A 24,017-nucleotide genomic window follows, 5' to 3' on the forward strand; every position below is an offset into this window, starting at 1 on the left:
ACAACAATGACCTTCTCAGAGGTGACCACACCATGAGCACCGGTACCACCACGCTTTCCGACCGCAAGGCCAGCGCTTGGCGCTGGCCCGCTCTTTTCAGCCTGGTGGCCTTTGCCGCCAATTCGGTGTTCTGCCGGCTGGCACTGATGGACGGGGCCATCGACCCGGCATCGTTCACGGTGGTGCGCCTGGCCAGTGGCGCCGTCTTCCTGTTGCTGCTGTTACACCTGCGCAAGCCTGCGCTTGCCATGGGGGGCAGCTGGAGAGGCGGCTTGGCGCTGTTCCTGTACGCGTTCCTGTTTTCTGCGGCGTACCTGCAGTTGGGGGCTGGCGCGGGTGCGTTGCTGTTGTTTGGCGCCGTGCAGATCACCATGTTCGGTTTTGCCGGATACAAAGGCGAGCGCATCACCACACGGATGTTGCTGGGCATGCTGATCGCCTTCGCCGGCCTGTTGGTGCTGTTGTTGCCCGGTGCCGAGGCGCCACCCTTGACCAGCGCCTTGTTGATGGCCGCCTCGGGCCTGGCGTGGGGCGTGTACTCGCTGCTGGGTAAAGGCTCACCCAGGCCGCTGGCGGATACCGCCGGCAATTTTGCCCGCAGCCTGCCGTGCCTGGTGCTGCTGGTGCCCGTACTGTGGGTGGGGGGTGGCGCGCATGTGACCGCGCCGGGTTTGCTGTATGCACTGGGCTCTGGCGTGCTGGCCTCGGGGGCGGGTTATGCCGTGTGGTACGGCGTGGTCAGGCAGGTCAGCGCACAACAGGCGGCGACGATGCAGCTCAGCGTGCCTGTGCTTGCCGCACTGGGCGGGGTCTGCCTGATTGGTGAGCCGCTGTCGTTGCGCTTGCTGGTGGCGTGTGTCGTGGTACTCGGCGGCATCGCATTGGCGCTGGTATCGCGGCGTTAGTTAAAAGAAGCTGCGCTGGGCCATGCTGCGTGGGGTGCCTAGCGTGAAGTCGAAGTCGGTTACCACAGGCAGGTTGTCGGCACGCTGGATCACCCGGCGTTGCAGCTCGTAGTCGTCCAGGGACAGGCCACGGCGCTGCAACGCTTCCAGTTGCAGCTGGCGGGTTTCTTCTGCGGTGTAGGGGCGCAGTTCGGGGTGGCTGGCGCAGCCGGTCAACAGGGCGATGGCGCTTGTGGTCAAGGCAGCGAGCGAGAGGCGGGCCAGGGTGTTCATCGAGTAGCTCCGGAATGCGAGTGATTCGCCAGGTTCGAATCAATGGAGCTAGGTTATTGGGCCGGACCGGTTAGTAGAAATTGCCTGGTTCGATAGTCACTATCGATGGCCACTATCGACACAACCCTCAGTGCGAAAAGTTTGCGCGCTCGCAGCTGGTCAAACGCACCGCCATTGCTACCCTTAATCCACGCGGTCTGACCTCATGGGGATAAGCGATGCGCATGCCATTGATTGCCGCCCTTTCGGCGCTGCTGTGCCTGAGCGTTGCGCCCGGCCTGGTGCTGGCAGAGGACGTTCCCGCCCCGGACCCGGCCCCACAAACCGACAAGCTGGCGGCCAAGGACCCGGTGTTCACCCAGGAACAACTGGACCAGATGCTCGCACCTATTGCCTTGTACCCCGATGCGTTGCTGGCCCAAGTACTGATGGCCGCGACCTACCCGGGACAGGTGAGCGAAGCCGTGACCTGGTCCAAGGCCAACCCCAAGGCCTCCGGTGACGATGCCGTCAAGCAAGTAGCGAAGCAGCCCTGGGACCCGAGCGTGCAGGCACTGGTGGCCTTCCCGCAGGTGCTGGCGACCCTGGGCCAGGACCCGGTGTGGGTGCAGCGCCTGGGTGACGCCTTCCTCGCGCAACCCGACGATGTCATGGGCGGCGTGCAGCGCTTGCGCCACCAGGCGCAAACCGCCGGCAACCTGCAAAGCAACCAGTACCAGAACGTGACCGTGCAGGCGGCTCCGGCGGCGGCGCCAGCCTCCAGCAGTGCGAGCAAAAACCAGGCGGCCCCGGCCAGCAGTTCGCCTACCACCATCATCATCGAACCGGCCGACCCGCAAGTGGTGTACGTGCCCAGCTACAACCCGACCACCACCTACGGCACCTGGGCCTACCCGGCCTCGCCGCCGGTGTACTACCCGCCACCGCCAATGTACTACGCCGGTTCCGCGCTGGTGGCGGGCCTGGCCTTTGGTACTGGTGTTGCGATCATCAGTTCGCTGTGGGGCGACTGTGACTGGGGTAACAATGACATCGACATCGACGTCAACCGCTACAACAACATCAACGGCAACAACCGCATCACCAACAACCAGAACACATGGCGGCACAACGCCGCGAACCGCGAGGGCGTGCCTTACCGCGATGCCCGCAGCCGCCAGCAGTATGGCCGCCAGCTGGACGGCGCCACCCAGCGTACGGCCTTCCGTGGTGACGACACCCAGCGTGCCCAGGCACGGGACAAGGCCAGGGCTTCGATGGATCGGGCCGGCATCGAACGCCCGGCCACCAGCAACCGCCAGGCCCGCCAGCAAGCGCGCGAGGCGCAGGCGGGCAACTCGGTCGGCAATCGCATGCAAACGCGTAACGACACTGCACGGCCAGCCGATCGCCGTCAGGAAACACGTAATACCCAAGGCCGCCAGCAGAACAACCCAGTGAGCCAGCGCAGGCAGGGCGAAGGCCAGGCACGGCAGGTGGCGCAGAACCGGCCCACCAATACGGCAGGTCGGGCGCGTAACAACGCCTTCGACGGCGTACGCTCGCCGTCACGCACCAGCGCGCAGGCTAGCCGCGGCCGCACCAGCCAATCGTTCGCCCAGCGGCCAAACGCATCGCGTGCCGCCGGGCACCAGATCTCCCGGCCCAGTGCGCCTGCACGCCGTGGGGGAGGTGGCCGTCGATGAACCGTTCACGACTCGGAGCATTGCTGCTCACTGCGGGCCTGGCCTGGTCATCCCTGGCCGCTGCGCAAGAAGCCTTCCCGACGCCGGAGAAGGCCGTGGAGTCCTTCGTCGCGGCGTTGGGCCAGGAGAAAGCGGATGAAGCCCGCCTGGCCCAGTTGCTGGGCGATGACTGGCGCACCTACATCCCGCGCGGCGGTGTGCAACGCAGCGACGTGGACACCTTCCTCGAACAGTACCGTGCACAGCACAGCATCGACATGACAGCGCAGGGCAAGGCCATACTGGCGGTGGGCAGTGAGCACTGGACGTTGCCCATACCGCTGAGCAAAAGCAGCCAGGGCTGGCGCTTCGACCTCAAGGCCGGCAGCGCCGAAATCCGCGCCAGGCGCATCGGCCGCAACGAGCTGGGCGCCCTGCAGTCGATGCTGGCTTACCACGATGCGCAGATGGACTACGCCGCACAGGACCGCAACGGCAATGGTGCGCTGGAATACGCGCAGAAGATTTTCAGCGAACCGGGCAAGCATGACGGGTTGTACTGGGATGATGACGGTGATGGGCAGGTCAGCCCGCTGGGCCCGCTGTTTGGCCAGGATGTGGTCGGTGACGACTGGTATGGCTATCACTTTCGCATCCTCGACGCGCAAGGCCCATCCGCCCCGGGCGGTGCCTACAGCTACTTGATCGGCAACCAGATGAGCCGTGGCTTTGCCTTGGTCGCCTGGCCGGCGAAGTATGACGACACGGGGGTGATGAGCTTCATGATCAGCCATGATGGCCAGGTGTTCGAGAAAGACCTCGGGGCGCACGGCGACAGGCTGGCCAAGGCGATGAAACGCTTCGACCCGGATGACAGCTGGAAAGAGGTCGATACCGCTGCGAACGACTGAGCACGGCGCATCCTTGCGCCGCCGCATTCAGTGGGCGCGCGCCGCGCGAACCTCGCGTGCGGTGCAGCCATAGCGTTGGCGGAAGGCGCGGGTGAACTGGGCCTGGTCGGTAAAGCCCCAGCGGAACGCCAGTTCGCCGATAGACACATGGCAGTGTGGGTCGCGCAGTTGGCGGTGCACCGCCTCCAGGCGCTGTTGGCGCACCCATTCGCCCAAGGTGTAGGGCGTGATCGCAAACAGTTTGTGCAAATAGCGCAATGACAGGCCGCAGGCGGTGGCGATGGCTTGCGGTGACAGGTCGGGGTCGCCGAGGTTTTGCAGCACGTAGTGCTCGACGCGGGTCAGGTGCAGTGTACTGAGGTTGGAGCCCTCACTGCCAAGCACCCGCTCGTCCTGTTGCAAGGCCAGCAGCAGCGTCGCACTGGCCTGCTCCAGCAGCAGATGGCGGGCGGCCGCGGGGCTTGCGTCGAAGTGGCGTGCGCAGAGGTCCAGTTGTTCGACGAAAATGCGCCCAAGGCCTTGGCTGGCATCGAAGCAGTGGCGGGTGTAGCGCTTGTGCCCGAGCAAGTTGGCCTTGAGCGCGCGTTCAGGCAGTTTCAGCACCCACAGGTCATTCTCGGCCCGGTAATGGAAGCGGTAAGGCGCGTCGCCGCGCTCGACGATAAAGCCGCCTGGGCGGCAGCTCAACTGGTGGCCGTCCTGTTCGAAGTGCACCTCGCTGCGGCTGGGCACCGTAACCAGGTAGAACGCGTCATGGTCCTGGCCAATGTGTGCCTTGCTACGTGAATAGCCGAGCTGGCTGGAGCGCAGGCGCGACAGGCTCAGCGGCGTACTGGGTGTGCTCCAGCGCTGCAGGTGGCCATCGAATGGCTGTTCGGCGGCAAACTCCAGGCTCAATGGGAAGTAAGTGTCGCTGATCGCTTCGGCCCAGCGTGCCTGGCGTTCCGGCTGCGGCCAACCGTGGGTCGAAAGTTCTGTGGGCATGGGTTGTCCTTTTTCAAAGAGGGCAGCATTGAAAAAAGGAACTGCAGGCAAGCTACTCAAGCAGCTCTTGTTATTGTGCAAAAAAGCCCGGCAGCGCAATGCTGCCGGGCAGGCCCATGATCGGCGCGAGCCGACTCTTTGATCAAGCCCCGCGTGTCACCCGGTAAGTGGCCGAAGGCTCCAGGCATGCCTGCCAGCCTGGTGGCACGACGATGTTGGTGGTGTCCTCCTCGATCACACAGGGGCCTTGCACCGTCTGCCCGGGCAGCAGGTGGTTACCGTTGAACACCGGGGTCTGCTGCCACTCGCTATCGGCACTGAACAGCATCGGGCGCTCGCCCTCCGGGACGGCCGCCGATGGCTGGGCCGGCCCTTGCAGCGTTGGCTGGGGCGGGCGGGGCAGATGGCCGATCACCGAGCACTCCAGGTTGACCAGCTCTACCGGGCTCGCGGGCTCGCTGTACGAGTAGAGCGTCTGGTGGCGCACATGGAAGGCCTCGATCAGCGCCGCCAGCCCGTCGCGGTCCAATGAGTGGCGTTCCAGCTCCACGCTGCACTCATGGATCTGCCCCCCGTAGCGCATCTCCAGGGTGTAGTGGCAACTGCTGGCCTGGTCGCCGAAACCGTCTTCGCGCAGGTTCGCCAGGCCTTGCTGGCGTAACTCGGCAAGGGCCTGGTTCAGCTGTGCGAGGTCCGCGTGTTCGGCGTCCAGGCGCATCGCCAAGCTGGTCAGTTGGTCGTAACGCACATCCGAAAGGATCTGGCCGAACGCGCACAGCCCTGACGCCACTTTGGGGATCAGCACAGTGTGCATGCCAATTTCTTCGGCCAGGCGCACCACGTGCATCCCTGCAGCGCCGCCAGCACCGATCAGGGCGAAGTCGCGCGGGTCATGGCCGCGTTCGATGGAGACACGGCGGATGCCGTTGACCATGTTCAAGTTGACCAGGGTGGTGATGCCAAACGCGGCGCGCTCCACGCTGATGCCCAACGGCTCGGCGATCTTGCTGCGGATGGCGTCCAGCGCAGCCTGGCGGTTCAGCCGAATGCTGCCGCCCAGCAGCGCGCCGTCCGGCAGGTAACCCAGGGCCAGGTTGGCGTCGGTCACGGTGGGCTCACTGCCACCTTTGCCGTAGCACACTGGCCCAGGCTTGGCGCCAGCACTGCGGGGGCCGACCTGTAGCATGCCGAACTCGTCGAGGTGAGCGATGGAGCCGCCACCGGCGCCAAGGGTTTCCACTTGGATCATCGGCACGCCGATACGCTGGCGCAGAAAGTCCACGTCCTTGCTGAAGTTGGTGCGCCCAGCGTTGGTCAGGGTGATGTCGAACGAGGTGCCGCCCATGTCCACGGTGATGACGTTGTCGATGCCAAACGGGCGGGCCACCGAGAGCCCGGCCTGGGGCGCCGAGGCCGGGCCGGAGTTGATGGCGTTGACCGCACGCTCGCGCATCAAGTGGCCGGGTGCCAGGCCACCGTTGGATTGGAAGTAGCGCACCGGTTGCTGGGCGCCGAGTTCTTCGAACAGGCTGTCGATGCGTTCCACGTAGCGCGCCATCACCGGGCTCAGGTAGGCGTTGACCACGGTGGTGGAGGTGCGGGTGTATTCGCGGATTTGCGGGAAGACCTCTACACCTGTGCAGACGAACACCCCAGGCAGCGCGGCCCGTACCAGCTCGGCGGCACGCTGTTCATGGCGGGGGTTGCGTACCGACCAGAGGAAGGAAATGGCCACCGCCTCCACGCCCTCGGCACGGAAGTAGTCGATGGCCTCGTGCACGGCGCGTTCGTCCAGCGGGCTGTGTTCGCGGCCATCGCCAAGGATGCGGCCACCGATCGGGCGACGCAAGTGGCGCGGGGCGAGCATGTGCGCCGGCGGGTAGTGGGCGTCATAGCGGTGGCCCTCTTCCTTGTGGCCCAGGCGGATTTCCAGGCTGTCTTCGTGGCCCTCGGTGCACAGCAGGCCGACCTTGACGCCGGTGCGTTCGATCAAGGCGTTGAGAGCGACGGTGGTGCCGTTGATGCACAGGTCGCAGTTGGCGATGATTTCGGCCGGCGTGCGGCCGGTGGCGTCGGCGATCTGCGCAAGGCCAGCGCGAATGGCCAGGGTGCCATCCTGCGGCGTGGAAGGGGCTTTGAACAGCTGCACACCGCCATCGCGGTCAGCCAGGATGAAGTCGGTGAAGGTGCCGCCGGCGTCGATGCCCAGGCGATATTGATTGCGCATGATGGGTCTCCGGTCAGTGCAGGTCGCGGGCAAGGTGAGTGGCGGTTTCGTCGAGGTGGCCGTCGGCATCGACGATCACACCGTATTCCAGGGCTGCGCCCTGGGGCGAGACCAGGCCGTTGCGCAGGTCTTGCAGCACGGCGGCCACCGGGCGGCGCAGCGGGTCACCATAACCGCCGCCGCCTGGGTTGATGTTGATGATCCGCTCGCCGGGCTGGAGGGTGAGCATGGGGTTCTGGGTGTAGTGGTCTTCGGTGCCATCGGCGTGGCGGTGGATCAAGCGGCCGAGCTTGGGCTGCAGCAGGGCATTGCGTGCTCCGGCGGCGCCGGCGGTGGGCAATTGGCGGCCTTCGCCGAAGCCGACCACGGTCATCGCGTGCTGCAGCGGCTCGATTTCCAGGCGGGTGCCTGAGCCGCCGCGAAACTCACCCGCGCCGCCACTGTCGGCCATCAGGCTGTAGCGGTGGATGAGTATCGGATAGGCATGTTCGAGCAGCTCGATGTCACCGCTCATCAGCGCGCCGAAGCAACACAGTGGCCCGCACGCATGCCAGCCATCCATGACCTTGTTGGCGCCAGCACCGGCAATGATCGAGGCCAGCACCATGGTGACGTACTCGCTGTTGCCATTGCGTGGGTCGTGGCCGGCGATGTTGATGCCGCTGGTATGGCCCCAGGAGGCGGTGACCCGCTGCGGCGATGCCTGCTCCAACGCCGTGCGCACGGCATCGGCCAAGGTTTCCATCGGGGTGGTGGTGCAGTTGACGTGGGGCGCCGGCTCCTGCGCATTGCACAGGGTGCCCTTGGCGCCGACGTCGACCGTGACGCAGCGATACAGGCCTTCGTTGTAGGGCGGCGCGACCTGGGCGAACATCATCAAGCCAAGGTACACACCGGAAACCGAGTTGCCCTCGTAAGAGTTGATGAAGTAGGGCACCTGCGGGGGGCTTTCGATGCGCACGTGGGCTTGCTCGCCACGGACTTCGACATGGGCGGTGATGGCCAGCTCGCCCAGGCCATGGCCTGAGTCTTCGAGCACGGCGGTGCCGCTGTAGTGGCCGTCCGGTACGTCGCGCAGCAGGGCGCGCATATGGCGGTCGGCCATGTTCTTCAGCTCGGCGATACAAGCACGTACCTGCTGCACGCCATACTTGTCGAGCAAGTCGAGCAGGTGCCGTTCACCGACCTTGCAGGCACCGTACTGGGCGTTGAGGTCGCCCTCTTGATACGGGCGGGCGCGCATGTTGGTGAGCATGAAGTTGATCACGTCCTCCCGGCGCTTGCCCTTTTCCCACAGCTTGACGGGGGGGATGCGCAAACCCTCGGCGTAGATCTCCTTGGCGTCCGGGTTGTAGCCGGCCGGTACCGGGCCGCCGATGTCGGTCAGGTGGCCCTTGCACACGGTCCAGAACACCAGCTCGCCCTGGTAGTACACCGGCTTGTACATGCAGCAGTCGAGGATGTGGCTGCCCTTGTACGCTGGGTCGTTGTGGTAGATCACGTCGCCCTCGGCGATGTCGTCACCAAAAAACGCGGCCACGCATTTCATGGCGGGAATCAGCGAGCCCAGGTGGATAGGGATGTCCTGGCCTTGCAGGATCATTTCGGGGAGATGGTCGAACAGCGAGTTCGAGTAGTCATGGGCCAGGTTGAACACACTGGAGCGGCCGGTCTTTTCCAGGGTCAGAGTCATTTCGCGCTGCGCTGTCTCCAGCGCACCCCGGACAACCGCAAGGGTGATCGGATCTACTGTTTTCATAGGTCACCAACGTTTCTTCTTGTGCTTTTGGGTGCGTGCCGCAGTGATCGGCGCGTGGTGACAGGCTACGGGGGGAGCGGGGTGGCTGACTTGTCGGTGGGTGTACTGCTTGTTGCGCTTGGGTGCACTGTTGTTTGGGCGGTTTCAGCTCCCACATTGTTCAGTATTGTCTGGGCGATTGACTACACGCCCAGCAACCGCTGCACCAGCCACTGCCCGGCTGGGCCGAGGGCGCGGCGGCGGGACCAGGCGATGTCCATGTCGACGCGCCGCGGATAACCGGCCACCTGCAGCTCCACCAGGCCGCTGCCAAAGCGCGTGACCAGCGCCTTGGGCAATTCTGCCCAGCCAAAACCTCGGGCGGCGAACTCCAGCAAAGTGAGGTAATCCGGCGCCGACCAGGCCTGGCCGCGGTCGTGGTGCAAGCTGGGTGCGTAGGTCTTGATGTACAGCTGGCGCACGGTCTCCAGGTGCTGGCGTTGCGCCGTGCGCAGCGCCGCCAGCGGGTGGTCGGCGCTGACATACACACAAAACTCCGCCTGTTCAGGCAGGCGCGCCACGGCGACGTCGGCGGGGTAGTGGCGCTGCGCGGCGAGAATGCCGATCTGGGCCAGGTCCTGCTGTACCAGCTCGATCACATCAGCGTCTTCCGAAGGCCCGCAACGCAGCTCGGTATGCGGGTAGCTGTGTGCGAAGCCGGCCATGACCGCGCTTTGGAAGGTGACGCTGTAGCTGTCGGACATCACCACCGAGACCAACGCTTCAACGTGCTCAGCCAGCCTGAGCGACAGCGCGTCGAGCCCGGCACTGGCGTCAAGGATCGCTTCGACATGGGGCAATACCTGGCGCCCGGCGGCATTGAGCGTGGGGTGGCGCCCGCCCCGGTCGAACAGGGGGCAGCCGATATCAGCCTCGAAATTGGCAATGGCAATGCTGACGGTGGACTGGCTTTTCTTGAGTTTGCGGGCCGCCGCCGAGAACGAGCCCAACGAGGCGGCTTCGACAAAGGCAAGTAAGGCTTCGGGTGAGTAGCGCATAGGTATTGATAAAATCGATGGGTGCTATATCGCGAGTATCTGTTCCATCAAAGAAAATAGGAAGCACGTCTTAAGCAAACGATGGAATTTGTGATGAAAAAGGTCTCTTTCACCGAACGTATGGTCCATGCCGTGGGTTATGAACTGTTCGCTGTGCTGTTGTGCGCACCGCTGTTGTCCTGGGTACTGGGCAAGTCGTTGGCAACGGCGGGTGGGCTGGCGGTGACCCTGTCGGTGATCGCCATGGTCTGGAACGTGGTCTACAACGCACTGATCGACCGGTTCGTGCAGACCGCTCGGGTGTATTGGAAAGCCTGGGCGCGCGTCGTTCATGGCCTGGGCTTCGAGGCAGGGCTGGTGGTGTGGTGCCTGCCCGTGGCGGCCTGGATGCTGGATATTTCACTGCTCCAGGCCTTCATGGTCGAGCTTGGCTTCTTCGTGATCATCCTGCCCTACACCGTGGTGTACAACTGGGTGTTCGACAAGGTCCGGCACTCTATGGCCCAGCGCCAAGCTGCAGCTTGAGGGGCGCTACCCGCGCCCGATGCCCTCGGCATGCATGATCTGCGCAATGATCGGCACGGGGGTCATCAGGTGCGAGTGCATCATGGCGCTGGCGCGCTTGGCGTCACGGGCCAGGATCGCATCGACCAGCGCCGCGTGCTCCTGGCGCTTGAGTTCAAGGGCCTGCTCTGAAAACACCGTCTGCGCCAGCCACAGATGACGATACCGCTCGGCCTGGTCAAACAGGTAGGTGCGGGCCTGCAGCAAGTGCTTGGAGCCGCAACCGGAGGCGATGGCGGTGTGGAACGCCTTGTGCCGCTCATCCCAGACGTCCAGGCGCTGCTCGCGGGTTTTCACTTCCACCACTTTGGCCAAGGTATGCGAACAGGCCAGCACCGAGGCCTCCCAGGCGTCGTCGCCGCGTTCGATGGCCAGGCTAATGATCATGGCTTCCAGGTTGGCGCGGGCATCGTAGATGTCGTTCATCTCCGCCAGTGACATGGGCGCGACACGGTAGCCTTTCTGGCTGATGGCATTCACCAGGTGCTCGGCCACCAACTGCGAGAGTGCCTCGCGCAGGGGCCCCACGCCGAGCTCGTAGCGATCCTTGAGGGTGCTCATCAAGAGCTTTTCCCCAGGCTTGAACACGCCACGGATGATGTCCTTCTTGAGCCTCTCATACCCGCTGAATGCTGAATTTTGTCGGGGAGCGAGCGCTTCCAAGGTCCTGTTCCTCAAAACGTTTTGCCGATCATACCGAAACCGCTGGCGGACGAAAAACAATGGACATACGTGTCATTTATCTTCGTTTTATAAAAATGTAGACATTTTGGTTGAGTGGCGATATTTTTGCTTCGCCCGCACTGATCCAGATCATGACTGGACAGCGCCACCCCCTTTTTCTGCCAGGACTTAGCCATGAACGCTTTTACGCAGATCGACGAACTTGTCATGCCATTGCCACTCGAACCCCGGGGTTACACCATCGCCCCTTCGAAGCAGTCGCCGCGTCTGCTTGAACTGACCTTTGCCCGCGAGACCGTGGAGGCGTTCGTCAAGGCGGTGGCCGAGTGGCCGGTGCAGGCGCTGGAATACAAGTCGTTCCTGCGTTTTCGGGTTGGCGAGGTCCTCGACCAGCTGTGCGAAGGCACGCTGCGCCCGGTGCTGCTCAACACCATCCTCGACCGCGCCACCGGCGGCATGCTGATTACCCCGGTCGGGCTGGATGACGTGAGCCAGGCCGAAGACATGGTCAAGTTCACCACTGCCTGTGCCCACCTGATCGGTCGCTCCAACTACGACGCCATGAGCGGCCAGTACTACGCCCGCTTCGTGGTGGTGAACAGCGACAACTCCGACAGCTACCTGCGCCAGCCACACCGTGTGATGGAGCTGCACAACGACGGCACCTTCGTGAACCAGATCACCGACTACGTGCTGATGCTGAAGATCGACGAAAGGAACATGGAAGGCGGCAACTCGCTGCTGCTGCACCTGGACGACTGGGAAGACTGCGAGGCGTTCTTCCGCCACCCGCTGGCGCGCCGCGAGATGCGCTGGACCGCACCACCGAGCAAGAAAGTGGCCGAGGATGTGTTCCATTCGGTGTTCGATACCGACGCCGAAGGCCGACCGACCCTGCGCTACATCGACCAGTTCGTACAGCCGGAAAACTTCGAGGAAGGCATCTGGTTGAACGCCTTGTCCGAATCGCTGGAAGGCAGCGAGCAGAAACTTTCCGTACCGGTAGCGGTGGGCAGCTTCGTCCTGATCAATAATCTGTTCTGGCTCCACGGCCGCGACCGCTTCACCCCGCACGACGGTCTGCGCCGCGAGCTGATGCGCCAACGCGGCTATGTCGCCTTCCCCAAGCCGCTGTACCAGCGCGGCCAGTAAACACGGCGCGGGAGGTAACACTGTGTACGATTTCATCATCATCGGCGGTGGCATTGTGGGCATGTCCACAGCCATGCACCTGATCAAGGTGTACCCGGACGCCAAGATTCTCCTGCTGGAGAAGGAGTCCGGCCCGGCGCGCCACCAGACCGGGCACAACAGCGGCGTGATCCATGCTGGGGTGTACTACACCCCCGGCAGCCTCAAGGCGCGCTTCTGTCTGGAAGGCAACAAGGCGACCAAGGCCTTCTGCACCGAGCACGGCATTGCCTTCGATGAGTGCGGCAAGCTGTTGGTGGCAACCAACGACCTGGAAATGCAACGCATGAAAGCGTTGTGGGAACGTACCGCCGCCAATGGCCTGGAGCGCGAATGGTTATCGGCCGCGCAACTGCATGAACGCGAGCCCAATATCGTCGGCCTGGGCGGGATCTTCGTGCCCTCCAGTGGCATCGTCAATTACGCCGAAGTGACTGCGGCCATGGGCCGTCAGTTCCAGCGTGCCGGTGGCGAGATCCGCTACAGCGCCGAGGTGATCGGCCTGGAGGAGCGTGCCAACGAAGTGATCGTGCGTACCCGCAGCGATGAGTTCCACAGCCGCTTCCTGGTCACCTGCTCGGGCCTGATGGCCGACCGCGTGGTGAGCATGCTCGGCATCAAGACCGACTTTGTGATTTGCCCGTTCCGCGGCGAGTACTACTTGCTGCCCAAACAGCACAACCAGATCGTCAACCACCTGATCTACCCGATTCCGGACCCGTCCATGCCGTTTTTGGGCGTGCACCTGACGCGGATGATCGACGGCACCGTGACCGTCGGGCCAAACGCGGTACTGGCGATGAAGCGTGAGGGCTATCGCAAGTCCGACGTCAGCCTTGGCGACATGTTCCAGACCCTGACCACACCCGGCATCCTCAAGGTGCTGGCCAAGAACCTGCGTCCGGGCCTGATCGAGATGAAAAACTCGCTGTTCAAGGGCGGTTACCTCAAGCAGGTGCAGAAGTACTGCCCGAGCATCACCAAGGACGACCTCACGCCTTATCCGGCGGGTGTCCGGGCACAGGCGGTGTCCCGCGATGGCAAGCTCATCGACGATTTCCTCTTCGTCAACTCCCCGCGCAGCGTGAACGTGTGCAACGCGCCATCGCCTGCCGCGACCTCTGCGATTCCTATCGGCGCCTACATCGTCGAGAAGGTCTGCGAACAAGTCACCCGCCAGGGGGGCGGTTTGCCCAAGCCTGATCTGGCTGGCCAGCAGCGCGCTGCTGGCTGAGCAGGCGGGTAACCACGGCGGATCTGCGTTTCGTTTTACTCAACCCGTCCTTGCCCTACTCACCATTTAGGGCAGGGCGGGCTTTTTCGCGCCCGCGTTCGCTAGCCATGCGTGCTGACGGCCCAGCGCGGGCATGACAAGAATAAGAAGGTAAGACCATGCAAACAGACAAAAACAATTTGAGTCATGGATTGAAATCGCGGCATGTCACCATGCTGTCCATCGCCGGGGTGATCGGGGCTGGCCTGTTCGTCGGCTCCGGTCGCGCCATCGCCGAGGCCGGGCCCGCTACCATCCTGGCCTACATCCTGGCCGGCGGGCTGGTGGTGCTGGTGATGCGCATGCTGGCAGAAATGGCGGTCGCTTCACCGGATACCGGCTCGTTCTCCACCTATGCGGACCTCGCCATCGGCAAGTGGGCCGGCTACACCATCGGTTGGCTGTACTGGTGGTTCTGGGTGCTGATCATCCCCATCGAAGCCAACATTGCCGCGACCATCATCAACACCTACGTCCCACAGATGGAGATCTGGGTGCTGTCGTTGGTGATCACGCTGCTGCTGACCGCCACCAACCTGTTCAGCGTGAAGAACTACGGTGAATTCGAGTTCTGGCTGGCGCTGGTCAAGGTCATTGCCATCGTTGCCTTCATCGTTCTGGGCGCCTGCGCCATTTTCGGCCTGCTGCCAAGCTCCGGTGTCAGCGGTGTTTCGCGCCTGTGGGATAACGGTGGGTTCATGCCCAACGGCTTCGGCGCGGTCCTCAGCGCCATGCTGATCACCATGTTCTCGTTCCTCGGGGCCGAAGTGGTGACCATTGCCGCCGCCGAGTCGGACGAAGCTGGCAAGCACATCTCCAAGGCCACCAACTCGGTGATCTGGCGGATCACGCTGTTCTACATCTTGTCGATATTCATCGTCATCGCGCTGGTGCCCTGGACCGACCCACGGCTGGCCACCGAAGGTTCCTACGTGACGGTGCTGGATACGCTCGGTGTGCCGCATGCCAAGGCCATCATCGACTTCGTCGTGCTGACCTCGGTCACCAGTTGCCTCAACTCGTCGCTGTACACCGCCTCGCGCATGGTCTATTCGCTCAGCCGTCGCGGTGACGCACCGGCCTGTGCCCAAGTGACCAGCCGCAGCGGTACGCCGATTGTCGCGGTTCTGCTGTCCACCGGCGCGGCGTTTTTGGCGGTGATCGCCAATTACCTGGTGCCGGCCCAGGTGTTCGGCTTCCTCATGGCCAGCTCCGGTGCCATTGCCTTGCTGGTTTACCTGGTTATCGCCATTTCCCAGCTGCGCCTGCGCAAGCGCCTGACCGCCCAGGGCAAGACCCTGAGCTACCGCATGTGGCTGTTCCCGTGGCTGACCTGGGCGGTGATTCTGTTCATCAGCAGTGTGCTCGTACTGATGTTGTTCCGTCCGGATCATCGGCTTGAGGTGGTTTCGACCATGGTGCTGGCGATCTTCGTGGTCTGCTCGGGGTTGTTGATCACCCGCCGACGGGCGCGGGTGGTGCAAGGCAGTACTGTGGGGCAGGGCGCCTAGGCGCCCGACACATCCCGAACAGACGAACGTTGCATCACAGACGAGCAAGATCCATCAGGCTGTGAGAGGATGGCCGCCACCTCCACGGCTCGGCCACAGGACCCCAGAACTCAAGCCTGATGAAGACTCCAAAAAGAATCGAACCCCTGATCGAAGATGGCCTGGTCGACGAAGTACTGCGACCTCTGATGAGCGGCAAGGAAGCTGCCGTCTACGTGGTGCGCTGTGGCACCCAGGTACGCTGCGCCAAGGTCTATAAAGAAGCCAACAAGCGTAGCTTCCGCCAGGCCGCCGAGTACCAGGAAGGCCGCAAGGTCCGCAACAGCCGCCAGGCCCGGGCCATGGCCAAAGGCTCCAAGTATGGCCGTAAAGAGGCCGAGGATGCCTGGCAGAACGCCGAAGTGGCGGCGCTGTTCCGCCTGGCCAGTGCCGGTGTCCGGGTACCCAAACCTTACGATTTCCAGGATGGCGTGCTGTTGATGGAGCTGGTGACGGACGCCGATGGCGATGCCGCCCCACGCCTGAACGATGTGCACCTGGAGGCCGAAGAGGCCCGTGATTTCCACACATTCGTCATTCGCCAGATCGTATTGATGCTTTGCGCGGGGCTGGTACACGGCGACCTGTCCGAATTCAACGTGCTGCTGGGGCCTGACGGCCCGGTGATCATCGACTTGCCGCAGGCAGTGGATGCGGCCGGTAACAACCACGCGTTCAGCATGTTGCAACGCGATGTGGCGAACATGGCCCATTACTTCGGCCGCTTCGCCCCCGAGCTCAAGAGCACCCGCTACGCGCAGGAAATGTGGGCGTTGTTCGAAGCGGGCGAGCTGAAAGCGGACAGCCCGCTGACCGGCGTGTTCGATGACGACGACGAGGCGGCCGACGTGGACGGCGTGCTGCGTGAAATCGAAGCCGCCCGCTTCGATGACGCCCGCCGCCGAGCGGCGCTGGCCGATGCCGAGCGTGGTCCGGTCAAGGGTGAGGAACCGCCGCCGCCCTGGTTGCAGTAAGCCGTAGCCCACAGGTACAGCGCCTCTCTTAAGCAAAGCGCTGTACCGGGTGGGAGATCCTCCTGCGCTTGCCCAGTCCTGTGGCAGCGGGTTTACCGGCGAAGAGGCCGGTGAAGACATTGCAAATCCACGCTATTGCTCCCGGTGCAAGACACAATCTCGTCATTCAGCCTTTTCACTGACGCTCAACAGGCATATGGTGTACGCCGTCCATATTCCCTGGAGCTGTCATGTCCAACCGTTTCCCCTCCGTTCGTCCTCGTCGCTTGCGCCAGAACGAATCCCTGCGTTCGATCTTCCAGGAAACCGAGTTCCGCCTTGAAGACCTGATCCTGCCGATCTTCGTCGAAGAAGGCATCGATGATTTCGTGCCGATCACCAGCATGCCGGGTGTCAATCGCATCCCCGAAAAGCTGCTGGCGCAAGAAATCGAGCGCTACGCCCGCGCCGGCATCAAGTCGGTGATGACCTTTGGTGTCTCGCACCATCTGGACGAAGTGGGCAGTGACACCTGGAACGAAAACGGCCTGGTGGCGCGCATGGCGCGGATCTGCAAGGACACCGTGCCAGAAATGGTGGTGATGTCCGACACCTGTTTCTGCGAGTACACCAGCCACGGCCATTGCGGCGTGGTACACGACCACAGCGTGGACAACGACGCCACCCTGGCCAACCTGGGCAAGCAGGCGGTAGTCGCGGCAGCGGCCGGTGCCGACTTCATCGCGCCGTCGGCGGCGATGGACGGCCAGGTCCAGGCGATTCGCGGTGCACTGGATGCCGCAGGCTTCCATGACACGGCCATCATGGCCTACTCGACCAAATTCGCCTCGTCGCTCTATGGCCCGTTCCGCGAGGCCGGCGGTACCGCCCTCAAAGGCGACCGCAAGAGCTATCAGATGAACCCGATGAACCGCCGCGAAGCCGTGCGCGAATCGTTGCTCGACGAGCAGGAAGGGGCCGATGTGCTGATGGTCAAGCCGGCCGGTGCCTACCTTGACGTGATCGCCGACATCCGCGCGGCCTCGCGCCTGCCGCTGGCGGCGTATCAGGTCAGTGGTGAGTACGCGATGATCAAGTTCGGCGGCCTGGCTGGCGCCATCGACGAAGGGCGCGTGGTGCGTGAGAGCATCGGTGCCATCAAGCGCGCTGGTGCCGACCTGATCCTGACCTACTTCGCCATGGACCTGGCCCGCGAAGGGATCTGATCATTGAAGTAAGCGCGGCTGTGTGGGAGCAACTGTCTTCTTGTGGAAGCTGGCCTTGCCGGCGATGGGGCGCGTAGCGCCCCAGGCCCGGCTGTGCCGGGCATCGCCAGCAAGGCTTGCTCCTACGAATGAGCTATTTGCTCCTTCCAGGGCGTTCCGGTCTTGAGCATCGCATTTAGCCTCACTATCAATACTCGCATACACGCCACCACCGATACTTTCGCGCACTTCCCTTGGGCTCGCAGTGCTTTGTAGCGCTCGCAGAAGTCCTTGTTGTGCCGTATCACCACCCAGCAGGCCATATAGAGCGCCCGCCTGACTTGTGAGCGCCCCCCCCAGATTGAACGCTTGCCCGACTGCTTGCCGCTGTCCTGGTTGAACGGCGCAACACCGACCAAGGCGGCAATTTCCTTCTTATCCACCTGGCCCAGCTCTGGCAGCAAGGCCATCAGCTTTCCGGCAGTAATCAGACCAATTCCTTTGACTTGAGTGAGCTGTTTAACCCGGTCATCAGGCAAAGCTGCTGCCTGCTGTGCGATCTCTTGTTCCAGCGCTCGAATTTCACCCTTCAGATAGGCGATGTGTTGTTCCAACCGCAAACAAACACTGGGAGCCCGCGCCTGCTTCAGGCGCCGCTTGTCATCGTCGCGCTGTTGGACGAAGCGATCCCGCTGCATAAGCAGTTCGCGCAGCAAGGCCCGCTCGGGTGTCATCACCTGGCAAGGCCGTGGGGGCATAACTTCAGCCAGGTGAGCCAAAACAGCTGCGTCAATGGGATCGGTCTTGGCGCGTTTACCCATCGACTTGGCAAAGTCCCGGGCACGACTGGGATTGATCCGGCAAACCGGAAAATCGGCATCCTGCAGCGCTTTGAGGACATTGCACTCGTAGCCACCGGTAGCTTCGAGCAAGACCATTGAAACTGCATACCCGCCAAGCTTTTCGACGAGCAGTTGGAATCCCTTCAAGTCATTGGAAACACTGAAGTTCACCCCCTCAGGGCGGATGTGAACAGCAAGTGTGGCACTGGAAACATCGATGCCGACAGAGGAAGACATGGCCAAACCCTCTTAAACTCAAGGAGTGAGAGCGCTTTGGCTTGGCCCACGCTTGTGATTCGAGATTACGCCCCTCATCCAACTGTTCGGGCTCTCGCCAAAGTGGAACGGTGAATGGCAGCTTTTGCTCCCACACGTGCTCTGGGCACCTCGGGCTATCAGCTTGCCATTCACCGCTCTCACTTCAGATTCTATTCCCTCTCCAAGACACAAGCGGGCTTGCCCGCGAACACCGGCGAAGCCGGTGCCATGCTCCGCGTGGCCTTATTCGCGGGTCAAGCCCGCTCCCACAATGACCCCTGTTCTCTGCGTGGCAGCGTAACCCCAAGAGGCTGGACAATCTCTCATAGAACAAAACCTAACTCATTGAGTAAGCAGCAACTCTGTGGGAGCGGGCTTGTCCCGCGAACACCGGCGAAGCCGGTGCCATCCACCGCGTGGCCTTATTCGCGGGTCAAGCCCGCTCCCACCATGACCCCTGTTCTCTGCATGACAGCGCAACCCTAAGAGGCTGGGCAATCTCTCATAGAACAAAACCTAACTCATTGAGTTAGCAGCAACTCTGTGGGAGCGGGCTTGCCCGCGAACACCGGCGAAGCCGGTGCCATGCTCCGCGTGGCCTTATTCGCGGGGCAAGCCCGCTCCCACAATGACCCCTGTTCTCTGCGTGACAGCGCAACCCCAAGAGGCTGGGCAATCTCTCATAGAACAAAACCTAACTCATTGAGTTAGCAGCAACTCTGTGGGAGCGGGCTTGCCCGCGAACACCGGCGAAGCCGGTGCCATGCTCCGCGTGGCCTTATTCGCGGGGCAAGCCCGCTCCCACAATGACCCCTGTTCTCTGCGTGGCAGCGCAACCCTAAGAGGCTGGGCAATCTCTCATAGAACAAAACCTAACTCATTGAGTTAGCAGCAACTCTGTGGGAGCGGGCTTGCCCGCGAACACCGGCGAAGCCGGTGCCATGCTCCGCGTGGCCTTATTCGCGGGGCAAGCCCGCTCCCACCATGTCCCCTGTTCTCTGCGTGGCAGCGCAACCCAAAGAAGCTGGGCAACCTCCCACAGTGGCTTAGCGTTGCTGCTCAGGCTGACAAAAAATTTATCAAGCGCTGAATTATTTAGTGTCCCTTTGCCTCTCATGCCTTAGAGCATTCAGTGACAAGGAAATGGGCATGAAATCTCGCAAGAAAAGCGTCAATCCGATCGGCTTGAAAGATATCACCATCGTCGACGACGCCAAGATGCGCAAAGCGATCACCGCTGCCGCACTGGGCAACGCCATGGAATGGTTCGACTTCGGCGTTTATGGCTTTGTCGCCTACGCGCTTGGCAAAGTGTTCTTCCCCAACGCCGACCCCAGCGTGCAGATGATTGCCGCCTTGGCCACGTTTTCGGTGCCGTTCCTGATCCGCCCGCTGGGTGGGTTGTTCTTCGGGGCCCTGGGCGATAAGTTCGGCCGGCAGAAGATCCTCGCCGCGACCATCGTGATCATGTCGTTGAGTACCTTTGCCATCGGCCTGATTCCGTCCTATGCCACCATCGGCATCTGGGCGCCGATCCTGCTGCTGCTGGCCAAGATGGCCCAGGGCTTTTCGGTGGGCGGCGAATACACCGGGGCGTCGATCTTCGTCGCCGAGTACGCACCCGACCGCAAGCGCGGCTTCCTCGGCAGTTGGCTGGATTTTGGCTCGATTGCAGGTTTTGTGCTCGGCGCAGGCGTGGTGGTGTTGATTTCCACCGTGCTGGGCGAGGAGCAGTTCCTTGAGTGGGGCTGGCGCCTGCCGTTCTTCCTGGCCTTGCCGCTGGGCATCATCGGCCTCTACCTGCGCCATGCGCTGGAGGAAACACCGGCGTTCCAGCAACACGTCGAGAAGCTCGAACAGGGTGACCGCGAAGGCCTGGCCTCCGGCCCCAAGGTGTCGTTCAAGGAAGTGGCTACCCAGCACTGGCGCAGCCTGGTGACCTGCATTGGCGTGGTGATCGCCACCAACGTCACCTACTACATGCTGCTCACCTACATGCCCAGCTACCTGTCGCACAACCTGCACTACAGCGAAGACCACGGGGTGCTGATCATCATCGCGATCATGGTCGGCATGCTGTTCGTCCAGCCGATCATCGGGTTGCTCAGCGACAAGTTCGGCCGCCGGCCGTTCATCGTGGTCGGCAGTGTCGGCCTGTTTGCGCTGGCCATCCCGGCCTTCATGCTGATCAACAGCGGGGTGCTCGGGCTGATCTTCGCCGGGCTGTTGATCATCGCCGTGCTGCTGAACTTCTTCATTGGCGTGATGGCCTCGACGTTGCCGGCGATGTTCCCCACGCACATTCGCTACAGCGCCCTGGCCAGTGCCTTCAACATCTCGGTACTGATCGCCGGCCTCACCCCGACCCTTGCCGCCTGGCTGGTGGAAAGCACGGGTAATCTGTACATGCCGGCCTACTACCTGATGGTGATTGCAGCCGTCGGCCTGGTCACGGGGCTGACCATGAAGGAGACCGCCAACAAACCGCTGCGCGGTGCAGCACCTGCCGCCTCGGACATCGAGGAAGCGCGCGAACTGCTGCAGGAGCACCACGACAATATCGAGCAGAAAATCGAAGACATCGACACGCAGATCGCCGAACTGGAGGCCAAGCGCCAATTGCTGGTGCAGCAACACCCGCGTATCGAGTAAGGTACAGGGCCCTGTACTCAGTAGATTATCTTTATGGCCGAGGGCTTTTCGGCGCTACCGCCACTCAACGGGTTGCGTGTTTTCGAGGTGGTGGCACGCCACCTCAACTTCCGCCTGGCGGCGGATGAGCTGGGGGTTACCCAGGCGGCGGTGGCGCAGCAGGTTCGCGGGCTTGAGGCGAACCTTGGGCTCAAACTGTTCGAACGCTTGCCCAGGGGCCTCAGCCTCACCGGCGCCGGACAGCGCTACAGCACCGATATTCGCAGCGCGTTTGCCTTGATCGCCTCGGCTACCCAGGCGCTGCGCCCCGATGCATCCCAGCTGACAGTCAGTGTCACACCCACGTTCGCGGCGAAGTGGCTGATCCCTCGATTGTTGTCATTTGCCCACGATCACCCCGATATCGACCTTCAGGTGCTGGCTACCGACCGCTTGTCGCAGTTCCGCCCCGAAGGTGTGGACATCGCGGTGCGCTACGGTCGCCCTCCGTTCGGCCCGGCGTTACATGTCGAACCTTTCCTGAAGCAGCGCATCGTTGCCGTGGCGAGCCCTGGGTTGCTCGAACAGCTGGGCACGCCGGCTTCCCTTGACGATTTGCAACGTTTCCCACTGCTGCATGATGCGCACAACTTCTGGCCGGACTTCATCGCTGAGGTCTTCCAACAGCCGCTGTTGGCGGGCGCCAAGAATGTACGTTTCAACCAGACGTCATTGGCGATTGATGCTGCGGTTGCAGGGCAGGGGCTCGCCTTGGCCAGCGACTTCTTCGTGCAGAACGATATTGCAGCAGGCAGGCTGGCCTTGGTGTTCGAGCAGCACTGGGTGCTGGAACAGGCGTTTTACCTGGTCTGGCCGCGCAATGCCTACCAGCCGCCGGCATTGGAGAAGGTGCGCAGCTGGTTGCTGGAGCAGGCGAAGGCATCCTGGTAGTAGTTTTTCTATCGTCTATCAGAAGCTTTACTGGCTCTCTGGCGGGTGGGGGACGGTGCTAGTCTGGAACCCATCACTCACCCGGGCTGAATGCTCGACAAGGGGGCTTCATGTCAGTAGAAAAAGTAGCAGTTGTCATCGCCGGTGGCAGCGGTATTGGCGCGGCGGCCGCCAAGCGTCTGGCCGCCGATGGGTTCAAAGTCGGCATCCTGTCTTCGTCCGGCAAGGGTGAAGCATTGGCCGAAGAACTGAGTGGCATTGGCGTGACTGGCAGTAACCAGTCCAACGCAGACCTGCAACGGTTGGTCGATGCGGTCATCGCCAAGTGGGGGCGCATTGATGTGCTGGTCAACAGCGCCGGGCACGGCCCTCGTGCGCCGATTCTGGAAATCAGCGACGAAGATTGGCACCAGGGCATGGAAACCTACCTGCTCAATGTCATCCGCCCGACGCGCCTGGTGACGCCGATCATGCAGCGCCAGAAGGGCGGCGTGATCATCAACATTTCTACCACCTGGGCTTTCGAGCCAAGCGAACTGTTCCCCACCTCGGCGGTTTTCCGTGCCGGGCTGGCGTCGTTCAGCAAGATCTTTGCAGACCAGTTCGCCGCCGATAACATCCGCATGAACAATGTGCTGCCAGGCTGGATCGACAGCTTGCCGGCCACCGAAGCGCGCCGCGACAGCGTGCCGCTCAAGCGTTACGGCACCAGCGAAGAAATCGCCGCCACCATCGCCTTCCTGGCCAGCGACGGGGCAGCCTACATCACCGGCCAGAACATCAAGGTCGATGGCGGGATTACGCGGAGCATTTGATCAACGCGGCATGTAGCCCCGTTGCCATGAGCGCGGAATGAACCGTGTCACCAGGGCCAGCAGGCATGCGAGCGCGCAACTGCCTGCCAGCGCCTGCAGGCCCAGCTGGTGCTCAAGCCAGGCGCCCAGTGCCGCGCCCATCAACATGCCAGCCCAAGGCACCAGTTGTACGCGCCAGCCATTGCGCCGCTCGCCCAGCAACCAGCGCCCCAGGCCGCGACCGAAGCGGGATAGGGCGCCGGTGACATAGGTCAGGCCGATTGGCAGGCCATTCACTTGTTCGACCACGGCATTGATCATGCCCATGGCCAGTGTCGCCGCCAGCAGCGCCCCAAAGGTCGCGGGCAGGGGCCATGCCGCCGCGACACCCAGCAGCACGGCGACCACCAGCAGCACCGGCCAGGCGCGGCGACGGCAGGCCCGAGCCAGCATCACGCCCAGGGCATTGCCCGCGACAAAGCCGAACACCGCACCACTCAGGCGCAGCACCATGGCCAGGTCCGCCTCGCTGATGGCCACCGCCAGGCGGGTGGTGTTGCCGCTCATGAACGAAACGAAATCACCCAGGGCCAGCAGGCCGATGGCATCGGTCATGCCGGCCAGCACCGACAGCGCGGCGACCAGCCCCAAGCCGACCCGACCCCGCACGGCCCGGAGCCTGAGCCGTCGTGCGTTGCGTGCGGGCAGTACGTTGGGCAGCATGCTCAGCGCAGCAGTGCTTCGCGGGCCAGGGTGCCCTTGAGCGTGCGCTCGACCACATCGACCAAGACCATGGTCTGGTGGTCCACTTCGATGTTGAGCAGCTCGCCGACCTTGTAGTGGGCGAACGTGGTCTGGCGCAAGGTCTCTGGGATCAGGTTGATGGTGATGACGCTGTCATCGACATCGGCGACCGTCAGGCTGCAGCCGTTTACCCCAAGGAAACCGCGGGGGAACACGTACTTGGCCCACGCCGCAGGCATGCGGAACTTGATGAAGGCGCCGGTCTCTTCGATGGACAGTTCGACGACCTCGGCGGTGGTGGCGATGTGGCCTGCCATCAGGTGGCCGCCGACCTCGGCGTTCATCTTGGCCGAGCGTTCGACGTTCACCCCTTGACCGGCCTTGAAGCTGCGCAGGTTGGTGCGTTCCAGCGTGGCGTTCATGGCGTCGAACTTTACTTGGGTGCCGTCGATCTCGGTGACTGACAGGCAGGTACCCTCGACGCTGACGCTGGCGCCGATCTTGAGATCGTCGAGCAATTCAGGGGTGAGGTCGAGGGTGAACTGCCTGTGGCCGGGGTAAGTGGTCACATCAAGCAACGGGCGAACGGCCTGGACGATGCCGGTGTACATGGAAAT

At 62.9% G+C, this 24,017-nt stretch carries 21 protein-coding genes; 12 read left to right on the forward strand and 9 right to left on the reverse strand.

The annotated features are described in order from the left end of the window. Positions 1-32: 32 nt before the first annotated feature. Positions 33-905 (forward strand): DMT family transporter, encoded by an 873-nt coding sequence (locus ACSSU5_RS22520; protein WP_492559852.1) that lies wholly within the window; start codon positions 33-35, stop codon positions 903-905. Here the strand turns inward: ACSSU5_RS22520 and ACSSU5_RS22525 are convergent, their stop codons facing one another. Further along, on the reverse strand, positions 906-1,178 hold the full coding sequence (locus ACSSU5_RS22525; RefSeq protein ID WP_264313533.1) for a hypothetical protein: 273 nt from the start codon (positions 1,176-1,178) through the stop codon (positions 906-908). Positions 1,179-1,396: 218 nt separating this feature from the next. On the opposite strand from ACSSU5_RS22525, the gene ACSSU5_RS22530 reads away from it, so the two are divergent. Beyond that, positions 1,397-2,863, forward strand: a complete 1,467-nt coding sequence (locus ACSSU5_RS22530) for a DUF3300 domain-containing protein (RefSeq protein ID WP_492559853.1) — start codon at positions 1,397-1,399, stop codon at positions 2,861-2,863. Next, positions 2,860-3,753 (forward strand): DUF2950 domain-containing protein, encoded by an 894-nt coding sequence (locus ACSSU5_RS22535; protein WP_264313531.1) that lies wholly within the window; start codon positions 2,860-2,862, stop codon positions 3,751-3,753. Before ACSSU5_RS22530 ends, ACSSU5_RS22535 begins: the two co-directional genes overlap by 4 nt. Before the next feature lie 27 nt (positions 3,754-3,780). Here the strand turns inward: ACSSU5_RS22535 and ACSSU5_RS22540 are convergent, their stop codons facing one another. The 4 genes from ACSSU5_RS22540 to ACSSU5_RS22555 form a co-directional block, all read right to left on the reverse strand. Continuing rightward, positions 3,781-4,737 carry an AraC-like ligand-binding domain-containing protein gene (locus ACSSU5_RS22540; protein WP_264313530.1) on the reverse strand — a complete coding sequence of 319 codons (957 nt, stop codon included), beginning with the start codon at positions 4,735-4,737 and terminating at the stop codon, positions 3,781-3,783. 142 nt (positions 4,738-4,879) lie between these two features. After that, on the reverse strand, positions 4,880-6,964 hold the full coding sequence (gene capA, locus ACSSU5_RS22545; protein WP_264313529.1) for a caprolactamase subunit alpha: 2,085 nt from the start codon (positions 6,962-6,964) through the stop codon (positions 4,880-4,882). A gap of 13 nt (positions 6,965-6,977) precedes the next feature. Then, entirely contained in the window at positions 6,978-8,723 is a 1,746-nt protein-coding gene (gene capB, locus ACSSU5_RS22550) for a caprolactamase subunit beta (RefSeq protein ID WP_492559854.1), read from the reverse strand. Between the two features lie 182 nt (positions 8,724-8,905). Next, entirely contained in the window at positions 8,906-9,760 is an 855-nt protein-coding gene (locus tag ACSSU5_RS22555) for a LysR family transcriptional regulator (RefSeq protein ID WP_492559855.1), read from the reverse strand. A 93-nt stretch (positions 9,761-9,853) separates the two neighbouring features. Here ACSSU5_RS22555 and ACSSU5_RS22560 point away from each other — a divergent pair, with 93 nt between their 5' ends. Then, on the forward strand, positions 9,854-10,285 hold the full coding sequence (locus ACSSU5_RS22560; protein WP_264313526.1) for a multidrug/biocide efflux PACE transporter: 432 nt from the start codon (positions 9,854-9,856) through the stop codon (positions 10,283-10,285). Between the two features lie 6 nt (positions 10,286-10,291). Here the strand turns inward: ACSSU5_RS22560 and csiR are convergent, their stop codons facing one another. Continuing rightward, the gene (gene csiR / locus ACSSU5_RS22565; protein WP_492559856.1) at positions 10,292-10,987 is read right to left on the reverse strand and encodes a DNA-binding transcriptional regulator CsiR; all 696 of its coding nucleotides are present in this window, start codon (positions 10,985-10,987) and stop codon (positions 10,292-10,294) included. Positions 10,988-11,182: 195 nt separating this feature from the next. Between csiR and glaH the strand changes: the two genes are divergently transcribed. From glaH to hemB, 5 genes are all read left to right on the forward strand, one after another. Further along, positions 11,183-12,160, forward strand: coding sequence for a glutarate dioxygenase GlaH (gene glaH, locus ACSSU5_RS22570; RefSeq protein ID WP_264313524.1), 978 nt, complete (start codon positions 11,183-11,185; stop codon positions 12,158-12,160). 22 nt (positions 12,161-12,182) lie between these two features. Continuing rightward, the gene (gene lhgO / locus ACSSU5_RS22575; protein ID WP_264313523.1) at positions 12,183-13,433 is read left to right on the forward strand and encodes an L-2-hydroxyglutarate oxidase; all 1,251 of its coding nucleotides are present in this window, start codon (positions 12,183-12,185) and stop codon (positions 13,431-13,433) included. A 158-nt stretch (positions 13,434-13,591) separates the two neighbouring features. Next, complete coding sequence (gene gabP / locus ACSSU5_RS22580; RefSeq protein WP_264313522.1) at positions 13,592-14,983, forward strand: GABA permease; 1,392 nt, start codon at positions 13,592-13,594, stop codon at positions 14,981-14,983. Between the two features lie 119 nt (positions 14,984-15,102). Continuing rightward, positions 15,103-15,996: a PA4780 family RIO1-like protein kinase gene (locus ACSSU5_RS22585; protein WP_264313521.1), complete on the forward strand. Its 894-nt coding sequence runs from the start codon at positions 15,103-15,105 to the stop codon at positions 15,994-15,996. A gap of 230 nt (positions 15,997-16,226) precedes the next feature. Continuing rightward, on the forward strand, positions 16,227-17,201 hold the full coding sequence (hemB, locus tag ACSSU5_RS22590; RefSeq protein WP_264313520.1) for a porphobilinogen synthase: 975 nt from the start codon (positions 16,227-16,229) through the stop codon (positions 17,199-17,201). A 122-nt stretch (positions 17,202-17,323) separates the two neighbouring features. Here the strand turns inward: hemB and ACSSU5_RS22595 are convergent, their stop codons facing one another. Continuing rightward, a complete protein-coding gene (locus ACSSU5_RS22595; RefSeq protein WP_264309399.1) occupies positions 17,324-18,259 on the reverse strand; it encodes an IS110 family transposase in 936 nt (311 codons plus the stop codon). Between the two features lie 1,170 nt (positions 18,260-19,429). Between ACSSU5_RS22595 and proP the strand changes: the two genes are divergently transcribed. The 3 genes from proP to ACSSU5_RS22610 all read left to right on the forward strand — a co-directional run bounded on the left by proP (position 19,430) and on the right by ACSSU5_RS22610 (position 22,677). Next, a complete protein-coding gene (gene proP, locus ACSSU5_RS22600; protein ID WP_492559857.1) occupies positions 19,430-20,932 on the forward strand; it encodes a glycine betaine/L-proline transporter ProP in 1,503 nt (500 codons plus the stop codon). 33 nt (positions 20,933-20,965) lie between these two features. Beyond that, positions 20,966-21,862 (forward strand): transcriptional regulator GcvA, encoded by an 897-nt coding sequence (gcvA, locus tag ACSSU5_RS22605; protein ID WP_264313518.1) that lies wholly within the window; start codon positions 20,966-20,968, stop codon positions 21,860-21,862. Positions 21,863-21,972: 110 nt separating this feature from the next. Then, positions 21,973-22,677 carry an SDR family oxidoreductase gene (locus ACSSU5_RS22610; protein ID WP_264313517.1) on the forward strand — a complete coding sequence of 235 codons (705 nt, stop codon included), beginning with the start codon at positions 21,973-21,975 and terminating at the stop codon, positions 22,675-22,677. Here the strand turns inward: ACSSU5_RS22610 and ACSSU5_RS22615 are convergent, their stop codons facing one another. Then, positions 22,678-23,379, reverse strand: coding sequence for a YoaK family protein (locus tag ACSSU5_RS22615; RefSeq protein WP_492559858.1), 702 nt, complete (start codon positions 23,377-23,379; stop codon positions 22,678-22,680). Positions 23,380-23,381: 2 nt separating this feature from the next. Further along, positions 23,382-24,011 carry a riboflavin synthase subunit alpha gene (locus ACSSU5_RS22620; RefSeq protein WP_492559859.1) on the reverse strand — a complete coding sequence of 210 codons (630 nt, stop codon included), beginning with the start codon at positions 24,009-24,011 and terminating at the stop codon, positions 23,382-23,384. Positions 24,012-24,017: the final 6 nt, after the last annotated feature.

It is taken from the genome of Pseudomonas sp. E1MeOHC2 (assembly GCF_058745025.1).